Origin of the sequence: Sphingobacterium deserti, from assembly GCF_000757725.1 — a bacterium.
GTDB lineage: Bacteria > Bacteroidota > Bacteroidia > Sphingobacteriales > Sphingobacteriaceae > Sphingobacterium > Sphingobacterium deserti.
On record NZ_JJMU01000015.1, the window covers coordinates 1 to 16,326 of the forward strand.

At 43.5% G+C, this 16,326-nt stretch carries 16 protein-coding genes and 1 tRNA gene; 11 read left to right on the forward strand and 6 right to left on the reverse strand.

What is annotated here, in order from left to right; translation table 11 throughout:
* Positions 1-84: 84 nt before the first annotated feature.
* The 5 genes from DI53_RS05100 to DI53_RS05120 all read right to left on the reverse strand — a co-directional run bounded on the left by DI53_RS05100 (position 85) and on the right by DI53_RS05120 (position 4,178).
* A tRNA-Asp gene (locus DI53_RS05100) sits at positions 85-158 on the reverse strand.
* 71 nt (positions 159-229) lie between these two features.
* Positions 230-1,303, reverse strand: coding sequence for a peptide chain release factor 1 (prfA, locus tag DI53_RS05105; protein ID WP_037496217.1), 1,074 nt, complete (start codon positions 1,301-1,303; stop codon positions 230-232).
* A 75-nt stretch (positions 1,304-1,378) separates the two neighbouring features.
* Complete coding sequence (locus tag DI53_RS05110) at positions 1,379-1,708, reverse strand: DMT family transporter (protein ID WP_037496218.1); 330 nt, start codon at positions 1,706-1,708, stop codon at positions 1,379-1,381.
* Positions 1,709-1,786: 78 nt separating this feature from the next.
* Positions 1,787-3,184 carry a Gfo/Idh/MocA family protein gene (locus DI53_RS05115; protein ID WP_037496220.1) on the reverse strand — a complete coding sequence of 466 codons (1,398 nt, stop codon included), beginning with the start codon at positions 3,182-3,184 and terminating at the stop codon, positions 1,787-1,789.
* 166 nt (positions 3,185-3,350) lie between these two features.
* A complete protein-coding gene (locus tag DI53_RS05120) occupies positions 3,351-4,178 on the reverse strand; it encodes a glycogen/starch synthase (protein ID WP_037496222.1) in 828 nt (275 codons plus the stop codon).
* A gap of 144 nt (positions 4,179-4,322) precedes the next feature.
* Here DI53_RS05120 and panC point away from each other — a divergent pair, with 144 nt between their 5' ends.
* The 6 genes from panC to DI53_RS05150 all read left to right on the forward strand — a co-directional run bounded on the left by panC (position 4,323) and on the right by DI53_RS05150 (position 10,348).
* Positions 4,323-5,168 (forward strand): pantoate--beta-alanine ligase, encoded by an 846-nt coding sequence (gene panC / locus DI53_RS05125; RefSeq protein ID WP_037496224.1) that lies wholly within the window; start codon positions 4,323-4,325, stop codon positions 5,166-5,168.
* Positions 5,169-5,299: 131 nt separating this feature from the next.
* Entirely contained in the window at positions 5,300-5,650 is a 351-nt protein-coding gene (gene panD / locus DI53_RS05130; protein ID WP_037496226.1) for an aspartate 1-decarboxylase, read from the forward strand.
* Positions 5,651-5,708: 58 nt separating this feature from the next.
* Positions 5,709-6,074: a hypothetical protein gene (locus DI53_RS05135; protein ID WP_117624846.1), complete on the forward strand. Its 366-nt coding sequence runs from the start codon at positions 5,709-5,711 to the stop codon at positions 6,072-6,074.
* Positions 6,075-6,300: 226 nt separating this feature from the next.
* Positions 6,301-8,646 carry a TonB-dependent receptor gene (locus DI53_RS05140; protein ID WP_081939386.1) on the forward strand — a complete coding sequence of 782 codons (2,346 nt, stop codon included), beginning with the start codon at positions 6,301-6,303 and terminating at the stop codon, positions 8,644-8,646.
* Between the two features lie 122 nt (positions 8,647-8,768).
* Positions 8,769-9,260, forward strand: coding sequence for a thioredoxin family protein (locus DI53_RS05145; RefSeq protein ID WP_081939387.1), 492 nt, complete (start codon positions 8,769-8,771; stop codon positions 9,258-9,260).
* A 209-nt stretch (positions 9,261-9,469) separates the two neighbouring features.
* Positions 9,470-10,348, forward strand: a complete 879-nt coding sequence (locus DI53_RS05150; RefSeq protein WP_037496229.1) for a hypothetical protein — start codon at positions 9,470-9,472, stop codon at positions 10,346-10,348.
* Between the two features lie 75 nt (positions 10,349-10,423).
* Here DI53_RS05150 and DI53_RS05155 read toward each other — a convergent pair whose 3' ends face one another.
* Positions 10,424-11,263, reverse strand: a complete 840-nt coding sequence (locus DI53_RS05155) for a M57 family metalloprotease (RefSeq protein ID WP_037496232.1) — start codon at positions 11,261-11,263, stop codon at positions 10,424-10,426.
* Between the two features lie 342 nt (positions 11,264-11,605).
* Between DI53_RS05155 and DI53_RS05160 the strand changes: the two genes are divergently transcribed.
* The 5 genes from DI53_RS05160 to DI53_RS05180 all read left to right on the forward strand — a co-directional run bounded on the left by DI53_RS05160 (position 11,606) and on the right by DI53_RS05180 (position 16,315).
* Complete coding sequence (locus tag DI53_RS05160) at positions 11,606-12,220, forward strand: FKBP-type peptidyl-prolyl cis-trans isomerase (protein ID WP_037496234.1); 615 nt, start codon at positions 11,606-11,608, stop codon at positions 12,218-12,220.
* Between the two features lie 69 nt (positions 12,221-12,289).
* A complete protein-coding gene (locus DI53_RS05165) occupies positions 12,290-12,952 on the forward strand; it encodes an FKBP-type peptidyl-prolyl cis-trans isomerase (RefSeq protein ID WP_037496237.1) in 663 nt (220 codons plus the stop codon).
* 439 nt (positions 12,953-13,391) lie between these two features.
* Entirely contained in the window at positions 13,392-14,036 is a 645-nt protein-coding gene (locus DI53_RS05170) for a porin family protein (RefSeq protein ID WP_037496239.1), read from the forward strand.
* 17 nt (positions 14,037-14,053) lie between these two features.
* Positions 14,054-15,682 carry an NAD+ synthase gene (locus DI53_RS05175; RefSeq protein WP_037496242.1) on the forward strand — a complete coding sequence of 543 codons (1,629 nt, stop codon included), beginning with the start codon at positions 14,054-14,056 and terminating at the stop codon, positions 15,680-15,682.
* Between the two features lie 54 nt (positions 15,683-15,736).
* Entirely contained in the window at positions 15,737-16,315 is a 579-nt protein-coding gene (locus tag DI53_RS05180) for a DUF4136 domain-containing protein (protein WP_037496244.1), read from the forward strand.
* The last annotated feature ends 11 nt before the right edge of the window (positions 16,316-16,326 follow it).

Genomic DNA, 16,326 nt, shown 5'->3' on the forward strand with positions numbered 1-16,326 from the left:
CGCGACCCCATGCGTGACAGGCATGTATTCTAACCAGCTGAACTACCAGACCAAAGTCTTTAAAAGAGTAACAAAAAAATTGAGCGGTCTGGACGGGACTCGAACCCGCGACCCCATGCGTGACAGGCATGTATTCTAACCAGCTGAACTACCAGACCTAAACCCTTCTTCCGAGAAGGTGTGCAAATATAGTGTTTATTTCTATATCCGCTAAACTTTTTTGAAAAAACTACTCTACAGCGCCCTCTTTCATCTTTTCTGCATTTTCGGCAAATTGCAATGCGTCGATAATGCCTTGAATATCACCATCCATAATGGCTGGCAGGTTATACATAGTCATTCCAATGCGGTGTTCCGTCACACGGCCTTGCGGATAATTGTAGGTGCGCACCTTGGCAGAGCGGTCGCCAGTAGAAACCATTGTCTTCCGTTTTGCAGCCACATCGCCATGTTTCTTCTGCACTTCAAGCTCGTAAAGCTTATTACGAAGCATCTCCATGGCTAACTCGCGGTTGGCCAACTGCGAACGCTCAACCTGGCACACCACCACTATACCCGAGGGTTTGTGCGTCAGCTGCACTTTGGTTTCAACTTTGTTGACGTTCTGACCGCCCGCACCACCCGAACGTGATGTCTGCAGCTCAATATCGCCCGGATTAATTTCAACGTCGACCTCTTCTGCCTCTGGCAAAACAGCCACAGAGGCGGCAGATGTGTGCACGCGACCTTGCGTCTCTGTATCAGGAACCCGCTGCACACGGTGTACGCCAGATTCATACTTCAACTGACCGTATGCATCCTCGCCTATTACTTTTAGAATAACCTCTTTGTAGCCGCCGGAAGTTCCCTCCGTGACGTCCATCACCTCATTGCGCCAGCCCTTTGTCTCGAAATAACGTGTATACATGCGGTAAAGGTCACCAGCAAACAAAGCTGCTTCATCGCCGCCTGTTCCACCACGGATTTCCAGGATCGCATTCTTGCCATCTTCCGGATCTTTTGGAATAAGCATAAGACGAATTTCTTCTTCTTTCTCTTCCTTTTGGGTATAGAGCAGGTCTTGCTCCTCTTTCGCCATCTCCCGCAATTCCTGATCTTTTTCGTTCACAAGGATGTCTTTATTCGCATCCATGTTGCTCACGATATTTCTATAAATATGATACTGCTCTACTATTTTTCCCAAGTCTTTATATTCCTTGTTCAACTTCGCAAAACGTTTCATATCATTAATGGTTTCCGGGTTGCTTAACTCAGCTTCCACTTCTTCCCATCGTTCTTTTATGGCTTGTAATTTCTCTAACATAATAACTTAAAGCTAGCAGGCCGCAACCGCAAGCCCATCTTTTTTGTAGCCACAAAAGTACGTAAAATTTTGGTATTAATGTGACGAAACAACTTTCAGCCCAATGATTGAAGCAATGAGTGTAAAGATGAAAAACACCCGCCAAAAGTCGGCTGGTTCTTTAAAAATCAAAATCCCTACTAACACCGTTCCCACAGCGCCTATTCCCGTCCACACGGCGTAAGCGGTGCCCAGCGGCAAACTTTGTGTCGCCCTCATGAGCAAAAGCATACTAATCATTAAACAAATTCCAAAACCTGTGTACCAACTGTACATTTCTGTTCCGGTGGTCATTTTCGCTTTTCCCAGGCACGAAGTAAAACCTACTTCAAATAGGCCGGCAATGATTAAGATAATCCAGTTCATAGTCTTTCTTATTTTTCGACTACAAATATCCGAAGCCTAGCAGAAAATTCTTTTTACAAATGCTAAAAAATTCCTACCCTATCCCCTTTTGCTTTTTGGTTTTAAATCTGTGAGTGACTCTATTTTAATGGGCTTGCCTTGCACAATGCTATGCCGGGCCGCTACACCGATTAAAACAGACATCACGCCATCACGCACGCCGGCTGAATGTCCATACGGATCGGGCGCTTCCGTCTGTTTAAACAATTTATCATGCAGACGTCGGTCGCCGCCGCCATGTCCCGCTCGTTCGCTCGCAACCTGAATGACCTTATAATCCTGCCAGTTTTTGTATAGTACAACGGGCTCATGAATAACGTCCATATTCTCCCCCTGTGCCATTTCAGCGGCATGCAAACCCTCTTGGTCCAGGCTATCATTTTTCATCCATGGGATGTCTAACCAGGCCTCCACACGTCCATGCTGTCCATTGAAAGCTATTCGCCAACCCTCAAATGGTGAATATGTAGTAAGGGAATAGTTGGCGATAGCACCACTTGCATATTTAATCTGCGCAGACATCTTATCGTAAATATCGATTTCATTCCGGTACACACATCCATCACGAACGTATCCATCATGGTCCTCATTGGATACATACAGTTTCATGGCTTGTGCATCCTTCGTTATATCCCAATAGTAGCTGCACTCCTTCGTGTGCGAACAACTTCGGCAACTGCTGCCGCGAAATGGCCCATTCTTTCCGTAGTGCTCCAACGCTCCATAAGCAAACACCTCAGCAGGTTCCGAATCAAGCCACCAATTAAGTAGGTCAAAATGATGCGTGGCTTTATGTATCCACAGCGATCCTCCTTTATTCATCAGCCCATGCCAGCGACGGAAATAAGAGGCACCATGATGGTTGTTTAGGTACCAATTGAAATCGACGGATGTAATTTCTCCGATTTCCCCATTCATCAGCAATTCTTTAATTTTTGTCATATACGGACTCCAGCGATAGTTAAAACCGACAATGAGCTTTTTGCTATACTTGCGCTCAGCATCTAAAATAGCCTGCGCTTTGATTTCATCTGTCGTGAGTGGCTTCTCGGTAAGCACATCACAGCCTGCCGCGAGACCCTCAATAATTTGTTCATGATGTGTTGCGTCTACCGTACATACGATCACCAAATCTGGTTTAGTTGTCTGCAGCATTTCTGTGAAACTGACAAAGGTTGGGCAATCAACTTGCATATATTGCTTTCCATACTGCAGGCGGCCCGGATTGATATCGCTTAATCCTACAAATTCGAGCTGGTCAGCATATTGTTCGACCAAGCGGCGCCCCCAAAAAGAAACACCGCGTATTCCTGTACCAACCAAGGTGACTCTTAATTTTCGAGACATGCCAAACGCATTGGCAGGCAAAGACACGGCCGATCCGGCAGCAAGTAATGCAATAGACTGTAAAAATGATCTTCTTGAGAAGTTCTCCATGTTATCTGGTTTAGAATGATTAGCTTACCTGAATTAGATGTACAGGCTGTATATCTCGAAATTACGAAAAATCTTTCTACCGGCCAAAATTTGGAAAACGAATGGGAAAGTTGCAAACAAAGAAAGGCGCTTTGCAGCGCCTCTATCAGTATAAAAATAAATTACGTTAGGCCGATGCGACCTCGGCATCAACCGTTGAAAACTCGTCAAATACTTCAGAGAATCCTTCGTAGTCCTCATCACCATTTGGTGAAAAGCTACGGATACCTTTTTCTTCGATGTAGGCTTTCAATTCCGGATGCACCTCTCCGTCAGGGAGCACTGCAATATCCGTAAACGATAATGCGCCCTTGTAAAGATCAACATACGATCCATCGCCATACGGAGCAGCTTCCTCAGCAGACATATCTACTTGAGCAGCCATTTCTCCATATTTGGAACCTAAAGAACCAAACTCTTCGTTTGCGTAAAGCGAATACATCACTTTTGCATCTTTAAAAGCGGGATCATCCTTGTAAGCCGTTTTCAGATAAGCCGGCACCATCGCAGCAAACCAGCCGTGGCAGTGCACAACATCCGGCGACCAACCCAACTTTTTAACAGTCTCTAGCGCGCCTTTACAGAAAAACAACGACCGCTCGTTATTATCCGCAAAAAACTCACCCTTCTCATCACGAAAAACCTTTTTCCGCTGGAAATACTCTTCATTATCCAAAAAATAAACCTGCATCCGTGCAGCAGGTAATGAAGCTACTTTAATAATGAGCGGATTATCATTGTTATCCACCACGATGTTCATTCCCGACAACCTTATCACTTCATGAAGACGATTTCTGCGCTCGTTGATATTACCAAAACGTGGCATAAGAATCCGGATTTCAAATCCTTTTTCCTGCATAGCTTGTGGTAATTGGCGTGTAATTTCAGAAATTTTACTTATTTCAAGGAAAGGCGACATCTCATGGGTTACAAACAATATTTTCGTTTTTGCCATCTCCAATTGTTTTTTTATTTATCGAATAGTAAAATCGGTATACAAAGGTACACATATTTTATTGATTTTACAATTACTTAGTTTTCACAACTTTATATTACCGATTTATTTATGCAATTTTACGCGCTTATTTAACCGTTTGAAGTGGTAACATTTAAAACCAAAGAAGCGCTGCAAAACTACCTGCACACGCATCGACAAGGAAATCAAAAAATAGCATTGGTGCCCACTATGGGCGCCCTGCACGACGGGCATATATCGCTGATTAAAGAAGCGCAGCAACTTGCCGATATCGTGGTATGCAGCATATTCGTAAATCCGACGCAATTCAATGATCCGAAAGATTTGGAGAAATACCCACGACCTATAGAAAGCGATGTAAAGCTGCTTAGCGAAGCTGGCTGTGACATTCTTTTTATGCCATCCGTGGAGGAGATGTATCCCGCAAATGAGGAGCCTTGGCATATAGACTTAGGCCGACTTGATAGCCTTTGGGAGGGCGAAAAACGCCCGGGACATTTTCAAGGCGTTACGCAAATCGTTTATAAGCTCTTCAATTTAGTCGAGCCTGATATTGCATGCTTCGGACAAAAAGATTTTCAACAGGTTATGGTCATACAGCGGCTGGTAGATCTGAAAAAGCTTTCTGTTCATATACATATCTGTCCGACGATAAGAAGTAAGGATGGCTTGGCACTTAGCTCTAGAAACATGCGCCTGTCCGAAGCTGGCAAACAAAAAGCGCTTGCTATTTTCCGTGCTCTTTCCTATATCAAGATGCATATTGCCGATGAATCCATAGCGAAGCTTAAACAAGAGGCGTTGAACATCCTAGAGGATGAGGGAGAAATAACGGTTGAATATCTTGCGATATGCACCGCACGCACATTGGAAGAAACAAACCATATTGACGCAGGCGAAACTTACGTAGCATTGGCCGTCGCTTGGATCGAGGGCGTTCGCCTTATCGATAATATGATCTTAACATAAATGTCATTTTTACACAAACAACATCCTGTTTTTCAGCAAAAAGGAACTAAAAAAGCCTGATAAGTCGCGCCATGCATTCGTTTCTGATAGACGGAATATATACTTTCAAAAAAATAAGGTAATTTTGCAGTATGTTAATTGAAGTAATGAAATCGAAAATTCACCGTGTGCGTGTTACGCAGGCTGAATTGAACTATGTGGGGAGTATCACGATAGATGAAGATTTGATGGATGCCGCTAACATCGTTGCCAATGAGAAGGTACAGATTGTAAACAACAACAATGGCGCCCGTTTGGAAACGTATGTTATCCCGGGCGAGCGGGGAACTGGCACCATATGTTTGAATGGCGCGGCGGCGCGCATGGTGCAGGTGGGTGACGTGGTCATTATTATTTCATATGCACACATGACGCCAGAAGAGGCCAAAGCTCATAAACCAGGCTTGGTCTTCCCAGATGATAACAATAAATTAATTGCATAATATCAAAAGCATTCCCTAATTTTATAGCGCTATCCGTTTTCGGTAGCGCTTTTTTTTGATGCATAGATTAACGACAACATACCGATCTCTCATTGCGTATTTTTTAAGCGCATGGACCGTCGCCATTATCATTAGTGGTGTTGTCTTTATGCACAAGGAAGTAACTTCCACTAGTGAGATCATCACCCACGTTCACCCCTACGATTTTACAAAAAAAGGAGAGCCGCATCACCATGACTCTGATGCGGAGATTCAATACCTGAATGTCGTTTTCGCCGGCGCGTTTTTGGCTCCCGATCTCCAGGTTTTCGAGATGGCCATTACGCCTATCACGCTTCTTGTAGACTATGCCGAGCTAGCAGAAACAGTTCTCTCCCAAGAAATACGGCATTACAACCTACGCGGTCCACCGCAATTCGGCTAATTTTCTATTCAAAAATTTTCTACTATTCTACAGCCGATATCTCGAAGTATTGTTCTGAACATGCCATGCATTTGCTTTAGCGAATAGGTATAAAAATAGAACGATCCGTCTTGGTAATTATTGGAAAAAGCGACGCATCCCGCAGCAAACTAGGTTTTGTTGATGCGAGCATGTGTGTTTGGCTGTAGATAGAAACATCCTATTGTTGCACTTTTACACCCTTTACATGACAAAAATATACCAATGGCTTTTTGCCGTCATCTTTTACCTATTTCCCTTTTTCTTAGCAGCACAGCAGCATCTATCCGGCACCGTTAAAAACTCACAGGGTGAACCCGTTATTCAAGCGACCGTATTGGTAGAGGGCACCAGTATTGCCGCTGCTACCGACATCCAAGGCAAATTCAGCCTTACCAAAGTTCCAGTGGATAAGTCTACCATTGTGATCCGTGCGGTAGGCTACCAAACACAAAAGAAGACACTTACCGCGGCGCAAAAAGCAGAGGCGATCACGATACAGCTGCAGGACGATAACCTAAATATTAACGAAGTGGTTGTGAGCGCCACCCGCTACGGCCTGGATCGCCGAGAGGCGCCAGTGGTGGTTAATGTGCTTGGCCAAAAACTCTTTAACGCAACGCAGTCTGTAGCGATGTCAGAAACACTAGCCTACCAACCGGGGGTTCGCGTGGAGAACAATTGCCAAAATTGTGGTTTCTCGCAGGTGCGACTTAACGGACTGGAAGGTGCCTATTCGCAAATACTGATCAATAGCCGCTCGGTATTCAGTGCCCTAAATAGCGTGTATGGTCTTGATCAAATCCCGACGAGTATGATCGACCGTATCGAAGTGGTGCGCAGCGGCGGGTCTGCTCTATTTGGTGCCAACGCTATCGCTGGAACGATCAATATCATCACAAAAGATCCGGTAGAAAACGATTGGCAGATCAAGTCGACTAACTCGCTGACGGGCGGTACATCCTGGGATAATACGCTGGACTTTAACACCTCCTTTGTCGAAGATGACTTGATGAATGGCGTTACTTTTTATGGTATGCACCGTGACCGCCAACCTTGGGATGCGAATCGCGATGGCTTCACCGAGATCACGAAGCTTCGCAACACCACTTTCGGCGCCAAAGCATTCTTTAAACCTTCCGAACAGGATAAAATTACGGTGGACATGAGCGTTCTCAACGAGTTTCGCCGAGGTGGTGATCGCCTGGATCTCGCGCCGCATTTCACCGATATTACCGAGCAGATACAAACTAACTCTATTATCGGTGGCATCACCTATGACCACTATTCCAAAGATTGGAAACATAAATTATCGCTCTATGCTTCTGCGCAAAAAAGTAAACGTGACAGCTACTACGGTGGCCTTGGTGGCTCCAGAACGCCTCAAGATAGTGTAATAGCCGCTAATTCTTATGGCACAACGGATGACTTTGCTATGGTTGCCGGAGCACAATATAACTACAACTTTGAGCGTGATGTGATCACGGCCGGTGTGGAATACAACGGAAACCGGACGAAAGATCAGATTCCAGCCTATCAGCGGAATATCGATCAAAAGACGCACGCCATAGGCACCTATGCCCAATACGAGTGGAAGGTGTTGGATCAGTTGAAAGCACTGATGGGCGCACGCTATGACTACACCTATGTAGATGGTACGTATAGCTTGCTCAATAACAACCGCCGTTCCGACCAAAGCTTCGGAACACTTAGCCCACGGCTAACTATACTATATGACATTAACGAGTCATTGCAATTTAGAGGGGGCTACGCCCGTGGCTTCCGTGCGCCGCAGGCTTTTAATGAAGATATGCATGTAACATCAATAGGCGGCCAGCAGGTGTTTGTATTGATGGGCGAAAATCTGGAAACAGAATATTCCAACGCCTACACTGGCTCATTCAACTACACCCGCAACTTTGGAAGTACGCAGACTAGCCTTTTAGTGGAAGGATTTTTCACTGATCTGCAGAATCCGTTTACCACGGTCATGACATCAGAAGAGGCCGATATCATCTTGCAAGAAATGCGAAACGGAAGTCGTTCGCGCGTCTATGGAAGCAATATCGAGCTGAGTGTTGCCCCTTCCAATGCGCTGAGCATCCAGGCTGGCGGAACGATTCAGCGGGCGAAATACAATGAGCAACAGCTTATTTTCGAAGGTGAGGATCCGGCAGACAATATTTTAACATCCCGCTACATGCGCACGCCAAATGTGTATGGCTACCTCAACACCAACATTAAAGCAACCAAGCAATTTGCCGTTGACCTTACAGGAGTGTATACGGGTACCATGCTGGTGCCGCACTATCAGCCAGACGGCCGAATGATTATTAAGGATGCGCCCGATTTTATGGAGCTTAACTTGCGCCTGGGCTATACGTTTGCCGTTAAAAAGAATTTTAATGTAGAGCTGTTTACCGGTGTGCAAAATATGTTCAACGCGTTCCAAAAAGATTTTGGCATCGGACCCTTGCGAGACTCGGACTATGTGTATGGTCCTACGAAGCCACGTACCTTCACTTTCGGTGTGAAGATCGGGCATTTTCATTAATAAAGAATACGTCAAACGGGAGAGCGCCTCTTGCGTGAGCCTTTCCCCTGATTGATAGATCGTAAATTACGATACGTATTTATGGCGCGTGCGCCATAAATGCGTATTAAAAATATAGAATCATGAGCATTCAGCATAATCATAGATATAGTAAAAGTTTGTTTGCCGGCTTATGTTTGCTGCTTTCTAGCCTGTCTGCTATGGCGCAGCCAAAGGAGTCTATACAGTGGATCTCTTTTGAGCAACTAGCAGATTCTTTACGCACAAAACCTAAACGGGTGCTGCTATTTTTTCACACAGATTGGTGTGCCTACTGCCGTAAAATGCAAAATGATGTTTTCACGGATCCCCAGCTTGTCAAACGAATAAACAACGATTATTACGCGGTGCGCTTCGATGCAGAAAGTGTCGACAGCGTACATTTCGAGGGGCAGATATTCACAAATGAAGTGACGAAAAAACGTACAGGACGGTATCATGCACTGGCAAGAATATTGGCCGCGCGGGATGGCAAATTCGTATTTCCTGCGACCTTATTTTTAGAGCCTGATTTCACGGTGAGACATCGGCATTTTGAATACTTGGATCGTAATAGGGTTTTGAAGCTATTGTAATCCGTTTTCAAAAGATTACCGATTAAGCCGTGAAGTTTTACCCCTCCCAAACTAACCGCACGCAAATTCTACAATTTAAGCTAGACACTATCGCTGTTAGGCAAACAAATTGTATATTCGTAAATATAATTAACGGAAAAGGGTTTCAGATGCGAGATTTCGATTAAAAACGAAAGCATGTTCTAACCAATCCAAATGGGTGGACAACCATGACAAAGCTTATCAAATTATTATTATCAATATTATGCCTGAATGCCTTGCACGCTTTAGCTCAAGAAGCAACCCAAATTAACATTGCATCCTCTATTTCCAAACACAATTTCAGCTGGTCTATCGCAGGGAACGCCGAGGGAAGAAATCCAAATGTCCTTTCCGAATTAAAATATCAAGATATCATCAGCTTGGGATTCAAAGTAAATGGAAAGTATGCGATATTGCCCAGAACCAGTGTAATTTTAAGTATCGAAAACGCTCAAACCATTAGCGGATCTGGCACCGATATCGACTATTTAGAAGATAATAGAACATCTCCCACCTATGTCCTCGATTTCAATAGTTCGAAAGGGGGAATGCAACAATTACAGGCAGGACTCGCCTATACATTATACAGACACCCGCTTTTTGCGTTAGACGTTAGCGCTTCGTACCTTAACACATCGCAATCATTTTCGATGACTTCGCCCTCGGTCGAGAACCTAGACACGTGGTACACCACCCGACAACAAGGTGTACAATTTGGTTCTAGTCTACATGCAAATTTAGGTAAGAAAACACTGGCGACAGCCGTTTTATCTTATAGTTTGTTGGACTATACCGGTATAGGAAACTGGAATTTAATCCCTACGTTCGAGCAGCCCATTAGTTTTATTCAGGAAAGTAACGGGGCACATTATGGCGCATCGCTAGGCGTGATAAGACAAATATCCTCCCTGCTATCTTTATCTATAGCGGGAGGGTATGTTAAACAACAAGTAAATACTGGACTTGACCGAACTTTTTTAAGGAACGGAATAAGACAGGTTACGAGGTTTAATGGGGCAAGAAACAGTTTCTGGCAAATAACTACAGGAATATGTTCTTCATTTTAAGAAATAGTTCGCTTCACAAATTCACGAACATGTGCTGTCAAAATTTCTCGATGATTAGGCAGCGAGTTTCCAATCTTAGATTGTCAATCCAATAGAAACATAAACAATGGCTCGCCTATCATTCTCTGTAAACCCGCTTCCCCAACTTCTGCCACAGCTACCACCATTAAAAATAGATGACGGGTCTGGGTTAGTGCCTGTGTTGTTAGTATTTGGTACTGTATAAGCCCCGTAAGTCGTTCCGCTAGGCCCTGGGATAACCTCCTGTTCGCCAGCCCTCCAATTCGTATGTCTTATACCTATTGCATGCCCTACCTCATGCGCAATTAAAGCCTTCCGTTGAGATTCATTCAGGTTTCTCCAATTGTATAGATTAATATTAACCGATTCACCAACTATCATATTTGCAAAATTTAAACTAGTATAATTAAATGTTGGCCAAGAGGCAAATCCACAGACTCTACTGACCTCATTATATCCTCTAAAAACCAAATCAGCTGCGGCCTCATTGTATACCCTAGTAATTGCAACATCGCTAGGCATAACCCGCCGTAATTCATCCATACCGGCGGCCACGTGCCTGTGGTTGCTTAAAGAGTTCGAAATAAAATACGTGAAGGAACGCAACCGATAAGCCCATGGCCCTGTCGGGAGTGACACATTTGGTTTGATAACAGCCTGCCTCGGCTGCGTTTTAAAAAGTTCAGACTTTTTTAAGACGATATCTTCTTCAACAAAGATATTATCACCCTTAATAATAACGCTAGTGGTATCAAATCCAAGTTGAGCCAATGCCGAGTTCACAGTGGACACTTCATCTTGCTCCGTTGGGACAATTGCAGCATTGTCTTTTTTACACGATTGGCTAATTACTGTGCTTGCAATCACCGCCAAAAATAGAATTCTGGTTCTCATAAGAATAAGTTTTACTCTACAAATCAGTTCAATAGCAACTGTAAATATAATCAAAGAGAAATAAATATGCAATAAAATATAATATATAGTATTTATTTGTTTTAATTATTTCAATAATAATTAATTAAAACCAAATAATACAAAATATATTCTCGAATAGCTATTTCCTATATTTTTTTGGTTTATTACGGGTAAAACGTAAAAGAATATGTAATTGGCATTCAAAAAAGAGTCTGATATTAAGCTTACATCTTTGAATAATTATATCGAAATATTTATCAATTTCTTTATGTTTGCTGTAGCGATACACCTAAACAATCGTTCTAAACACAAAATATATTTATGAAAATCATACCTAAACTCCTCCTTATCGTCACTGTGGCGGTAGCAACTTTTTCGTCCTGTTCGAAAAGCAATGAATTAGATTTTGAAAGAGCTCGCGAAGAACAACGCATTCAAGATTCCATCAACCGAGTACGCATCGAAAGAATTGTGAAAGAACAAGCACCTGCCGTTAAAGCTTTTGCCGATAAAAACCTGCTGGATGCTAAACTTGATACTGCAACTGGCATCTGGTTTCAATTGATACAAGCTGGCGACGAAGCTTCTTATACCTATAAAGTCTTAAACAATCAACTGGTCGCTCCTACTATCACAGCTAAATATAAGGGAACTTTGCTAGATGGGACAATTTTCGACGCAACAGAAGGTGATAAAAGCTTCGTTTCGCCTCTTAACAATGTGATCGGCGCATGGCAACTTGCGTTTCTCCCGAAAACAATTCGGTTTAATGGTGAAGATTATAAAGTTGGTGGATTAACAGCGAATGGGCTTAAAAAGGGAGCAAAAATCAAAATTGTAACGCCGTCACCTTGGGCGTATGATGAGCAAGCTTCAGCGAAAATTCCTGCTAATTCGCCCCTATATTTCGAATTTGACGTCGTAGATGTAAAATAATAAATCTTTATGCTGTAGCGTAGATACGAAAGTCTGCGTTCTACACCATGAAAAAGACTAGAGATATTTATGAAAAATCTATTTAAACCACTAATCGCACTAGCTATTATCGCTACAGCTTTCACCTCTTGTATGGATGACGTTGACAACACTGATTATGAGGCTCAAGCACTAGCTAACGAAAGAAGTTTGGATTCGCTTTTAACCACACAAAAGCTCTCAATTGAAGCTTATGTTGCTGCTGAATTTACTGAAGTTCCGGCTATACGAGATACAGCGACCTTACACTTACCCCGTCTCGGCAAACGAGTCAATCGCGGTATGTATTACCAAGTTTTAGTTCAACCCACGGATACTACATATGAATACAAGTTCAACGGTAGCGGATTCGTTGCACCGACTGTAAAACTAAACTATTGGATAAAAACGCTAAACAATAACGTTGTAAAAAAAGATGAAACGGGCGGAACATATACACTAAATAATCAAAACGCTGGATATAATCTTATATGGATGTATTCCTTTTTTCCTTACTCAGTCACGTATAATGGCTTTGAACTCAAGATTGATCAAGGATTATATAATTTTGGTGGATTAACTAGAAAAGGCCTAAAAGCGGGTACTAGATTCCGCGTGATCACACCATCTTCTTGGGTACAGCCTAACAACACTTCTGATATTCCACCGAATCAACCTTTGGTATACGAGTTTGAAGTACTCTCCATTCAATAATATCAACTGTTAGAAGAAGCTTTTTTAAAAAGTATGACTCTACGGTCTATGCGGGAAGGAGGAACAACGAAGCAATCTTACATTTTTATAAATGAAGATTGCTTCATTGTTTTTAGGAGACGTTTTTTCAGCTATGCTTACTGTTTTTTAGCGTGCTGAAAATGCATACACAGTTCTCCCAAGACGCATACTCCTCTCCTACCAGCACAAGCCGCAACTGCACCTGTTAAGACAGCTTGTCATCGCCCTTACTCCTATCAGCCCCAAACGAAACTTCTGAATAGTAATTGAAAAGCCTTATTTCGGCTTCACAATGCCATTCAATCTTTCGGATTTTCAGTTAGCACCGCAGCTTACGATCTTTTTCCGGTATGTGCAGATTTTTTGTGTCACGACAAAAAGGAAATCATTAATTTTACGCATCTAAAATCTGCAAACAATGACCTCATTATTTAAAATTTCACTTTTTTCCGTCCTTTTCATGCTGCTAACCGTTCACTCTGCGAAAGCGCAATACGCTGCGTATGATAGAAATATGTCATTGGGATTGACATTTAGTCCAAACATGAGTTGGTTAAACTACGAAGATGGAAGTTCTGCAGAGGATAGCCCGAAGGCTGGCTACGCTTACGGGCTTATTGCTGATCTTGGCTTTGCACGAAATTATTACTTTTCTACGGGCCTACTAATTAATACGCTTTATAGCGGAGCGAAGCTTCCGGTTGATGGTGGTACAGATCCAGTAGCACAAATTTATAGGCTGCAGTATGCCGAAGTTCCACTTGCCATCAAGCTCAAGACCAATGATGGCGGAGCCGGTAGGTTCTATGGTCAGTTTGGCTTTACAGCTGGAGTTAAAGTCTCGGGAAAGGAGCGCCCGGAATCTCGTACAGATTACCGTGCTATCGACGGAGACGACGTCTTCAGGCTTGGACTGCTCATCGGAGCCGGCGCGGAATGGCGATTGAGCAATAGTCTTTCGGCGCTTACGGGCCTATCCTACAACAATGGTTTCACCCGGGCAATGAAAAGCGGAAGTCCTAAGCTATCCTATGCGTCGTTTAACATCGGCTTATTATTTTAAGAAATTAAAAGTAAACAATGAAAATAGCATTAGCACAACTAAACTACCATATCGGCAACTTTGCCGAAAACAATAAAAAAATAATAGCTCAAATCCAGCGCGCGAAGGAAGAGGGAGCAAACCTCATCGTCTTTGCCGAGTTAGCCATAAGTGGCTATCCAGCAAAAGATCTGCTTCGTAACCAACGTTTTCTTGATCTCTGCAGCGAGAGTTTGAAAGAGATTGCGGAAGTTTGCCAAGGAATTAGCTGCATCATAGGCGCGCCTATACGCAATACCGATCCAGAGGGGAAACCGCTATATAATGCGGCTGTATTACTTGAAGATGGCGCGATCAAGCTTATCTGCAAGAAAAGCCTGCTTCCGGATTATGATGTTTTTGATGAGTATCGCTATTTCGAACCCAACAGCAATGTTTCCTGTATCGATATCCAAGGCACAAAGGTAGCGCTAACCATTTGCGAAGATCTTTGGGACGACGAAACTGCAAATAATTATGTGGGCGACCTGATGGGCGAGTTACGAAAAGAAAACCCTTCCGTTATTGTTAATATAGCTGCCTCGCCGTTTTCCTACATCCATTTTGAAAACAGGATGAACGTACTCCGTCGGAATGTGATCAAAGCCGGTTGCCCCTTAGTATATGTGAATCAGGTGGGTGCACACACAGACATTATTTTTGACGGTCGTTCCCTTGCTTTTGACCGTAATGGCGATGTGCTGGCCGAACTAAAAGGTTTCGAAGAAGATTTCAGAACTGTGGATATCTTTTCTTTAGCTGACTCTCCCAACAAACCTGCTGAAACCGAAATTGGTTTAATTCATAAAGCACTGCTGCTTGGCATACGTGACTACTTCCAGAAATCCGGTTTTACAAAGGCCGTATTGGGACTTTCTGGCGGATTGGACTCTGCTATCGTGGCGGCACTGGCCTGCGAAGCACTGGGCGCTGAGAATGTGCTTGCCGTGTTGATGCCCTCTATCTATTCGAGCGACCACTCCTTAAAAGATGCATTGGACTTGGTTAACAATACGGGCTGTGCACACCGCATCGTCCCTATTAAGGATATCGCATCGTCCTTTGATGAAACGCTGGCAGAAAGTTTTGCGGGCAAACAGCCAGATTTGACCGAAGAGAATATTCAAGCACGCATTCGTGGAACCATCTTGATGGCGATGTCCAATAAGTTTGGTTACATCTTGCTCAATACATCCAATAAAAGTGAAGCGGCGGTGGGTTATGGAACACTATATGGTGATATGGCCGGTTCTTTAAGCGTTATTGGGGATGTATATAAAACGCAAGCCTATGCTTTGGCAAAACATATCAACCGCCAACGGGAAATTATACCGGTGAATACGATCGTAAAACCGCCTTCCGCCGAGCTACGCCCAGATCAGAAAGATTCTGATGCATTGCCAGAATACGACATATTGGATAGCGTACTGTTCCAGTTGATCGAACTTGAAAAATCTGGAAGCGAAGTTGTACATGCTGGTTTTGATGAAGCCCTGGTATCACGTATTGCGAAGTTGCTCCACAATGCGGAATTTAAGCGCTTCCAAGCACCTCCAATCCTGCGTGTTAGCCAAAAAGCTTTTGGTAGCGGACGAGCAATGCCTTTAGTTGCAAAATATGTATTTTAAGATTAAACCTTGGCAAAACTTTACCGTCTAACTCATATTAAGTAACGATATTTTATGAAAAAGTTAGGATATATCTTCGCACTCAGCTTGTTCGCACTTTTGTCTTCCTGTGCTTCGGTACAGTATAACACGACAAAAATGCAGACCCAGGATTTTGGGCAGTACAAGACCTATGGCTGGCTACCACCGGTAGATTCGCTATCTAAAAATTACTTTAACAACGACATTGCTAAGGCAAACATTTTGAATACGGCCAACAGAGAGCTTGAATCGCTCGGCCTTACCTATTCGAAAGATAATCCGGATGTGCTGTTTCGTTATGTTCCTATTGTCAACAACAAAAGCCGTTTAGTTTACCACTCCAACGTTGGTTGGGGCGGCATGGGCCCATGGGGTTGGGGAATGGGCTGGGGCTGGGGAATGGGCTGGGGCGGCGGCTATAGCTACCCTGTAGGTAGCGAGAAGTTTCGCTACGCTCACCTGATCATCGAAGCCTTAGACAGACGCACCAATGCTGTCGTGTGGCAAGCAAGAGGTTCTTTCGATACCAAAGCTCCCGAACGCGCTATCAATAAATTGCCCAATGTCGTAACAGGCATATTTAAAGAATACCCTACTAAAGGACGTCGGTAGACGATTTTAAA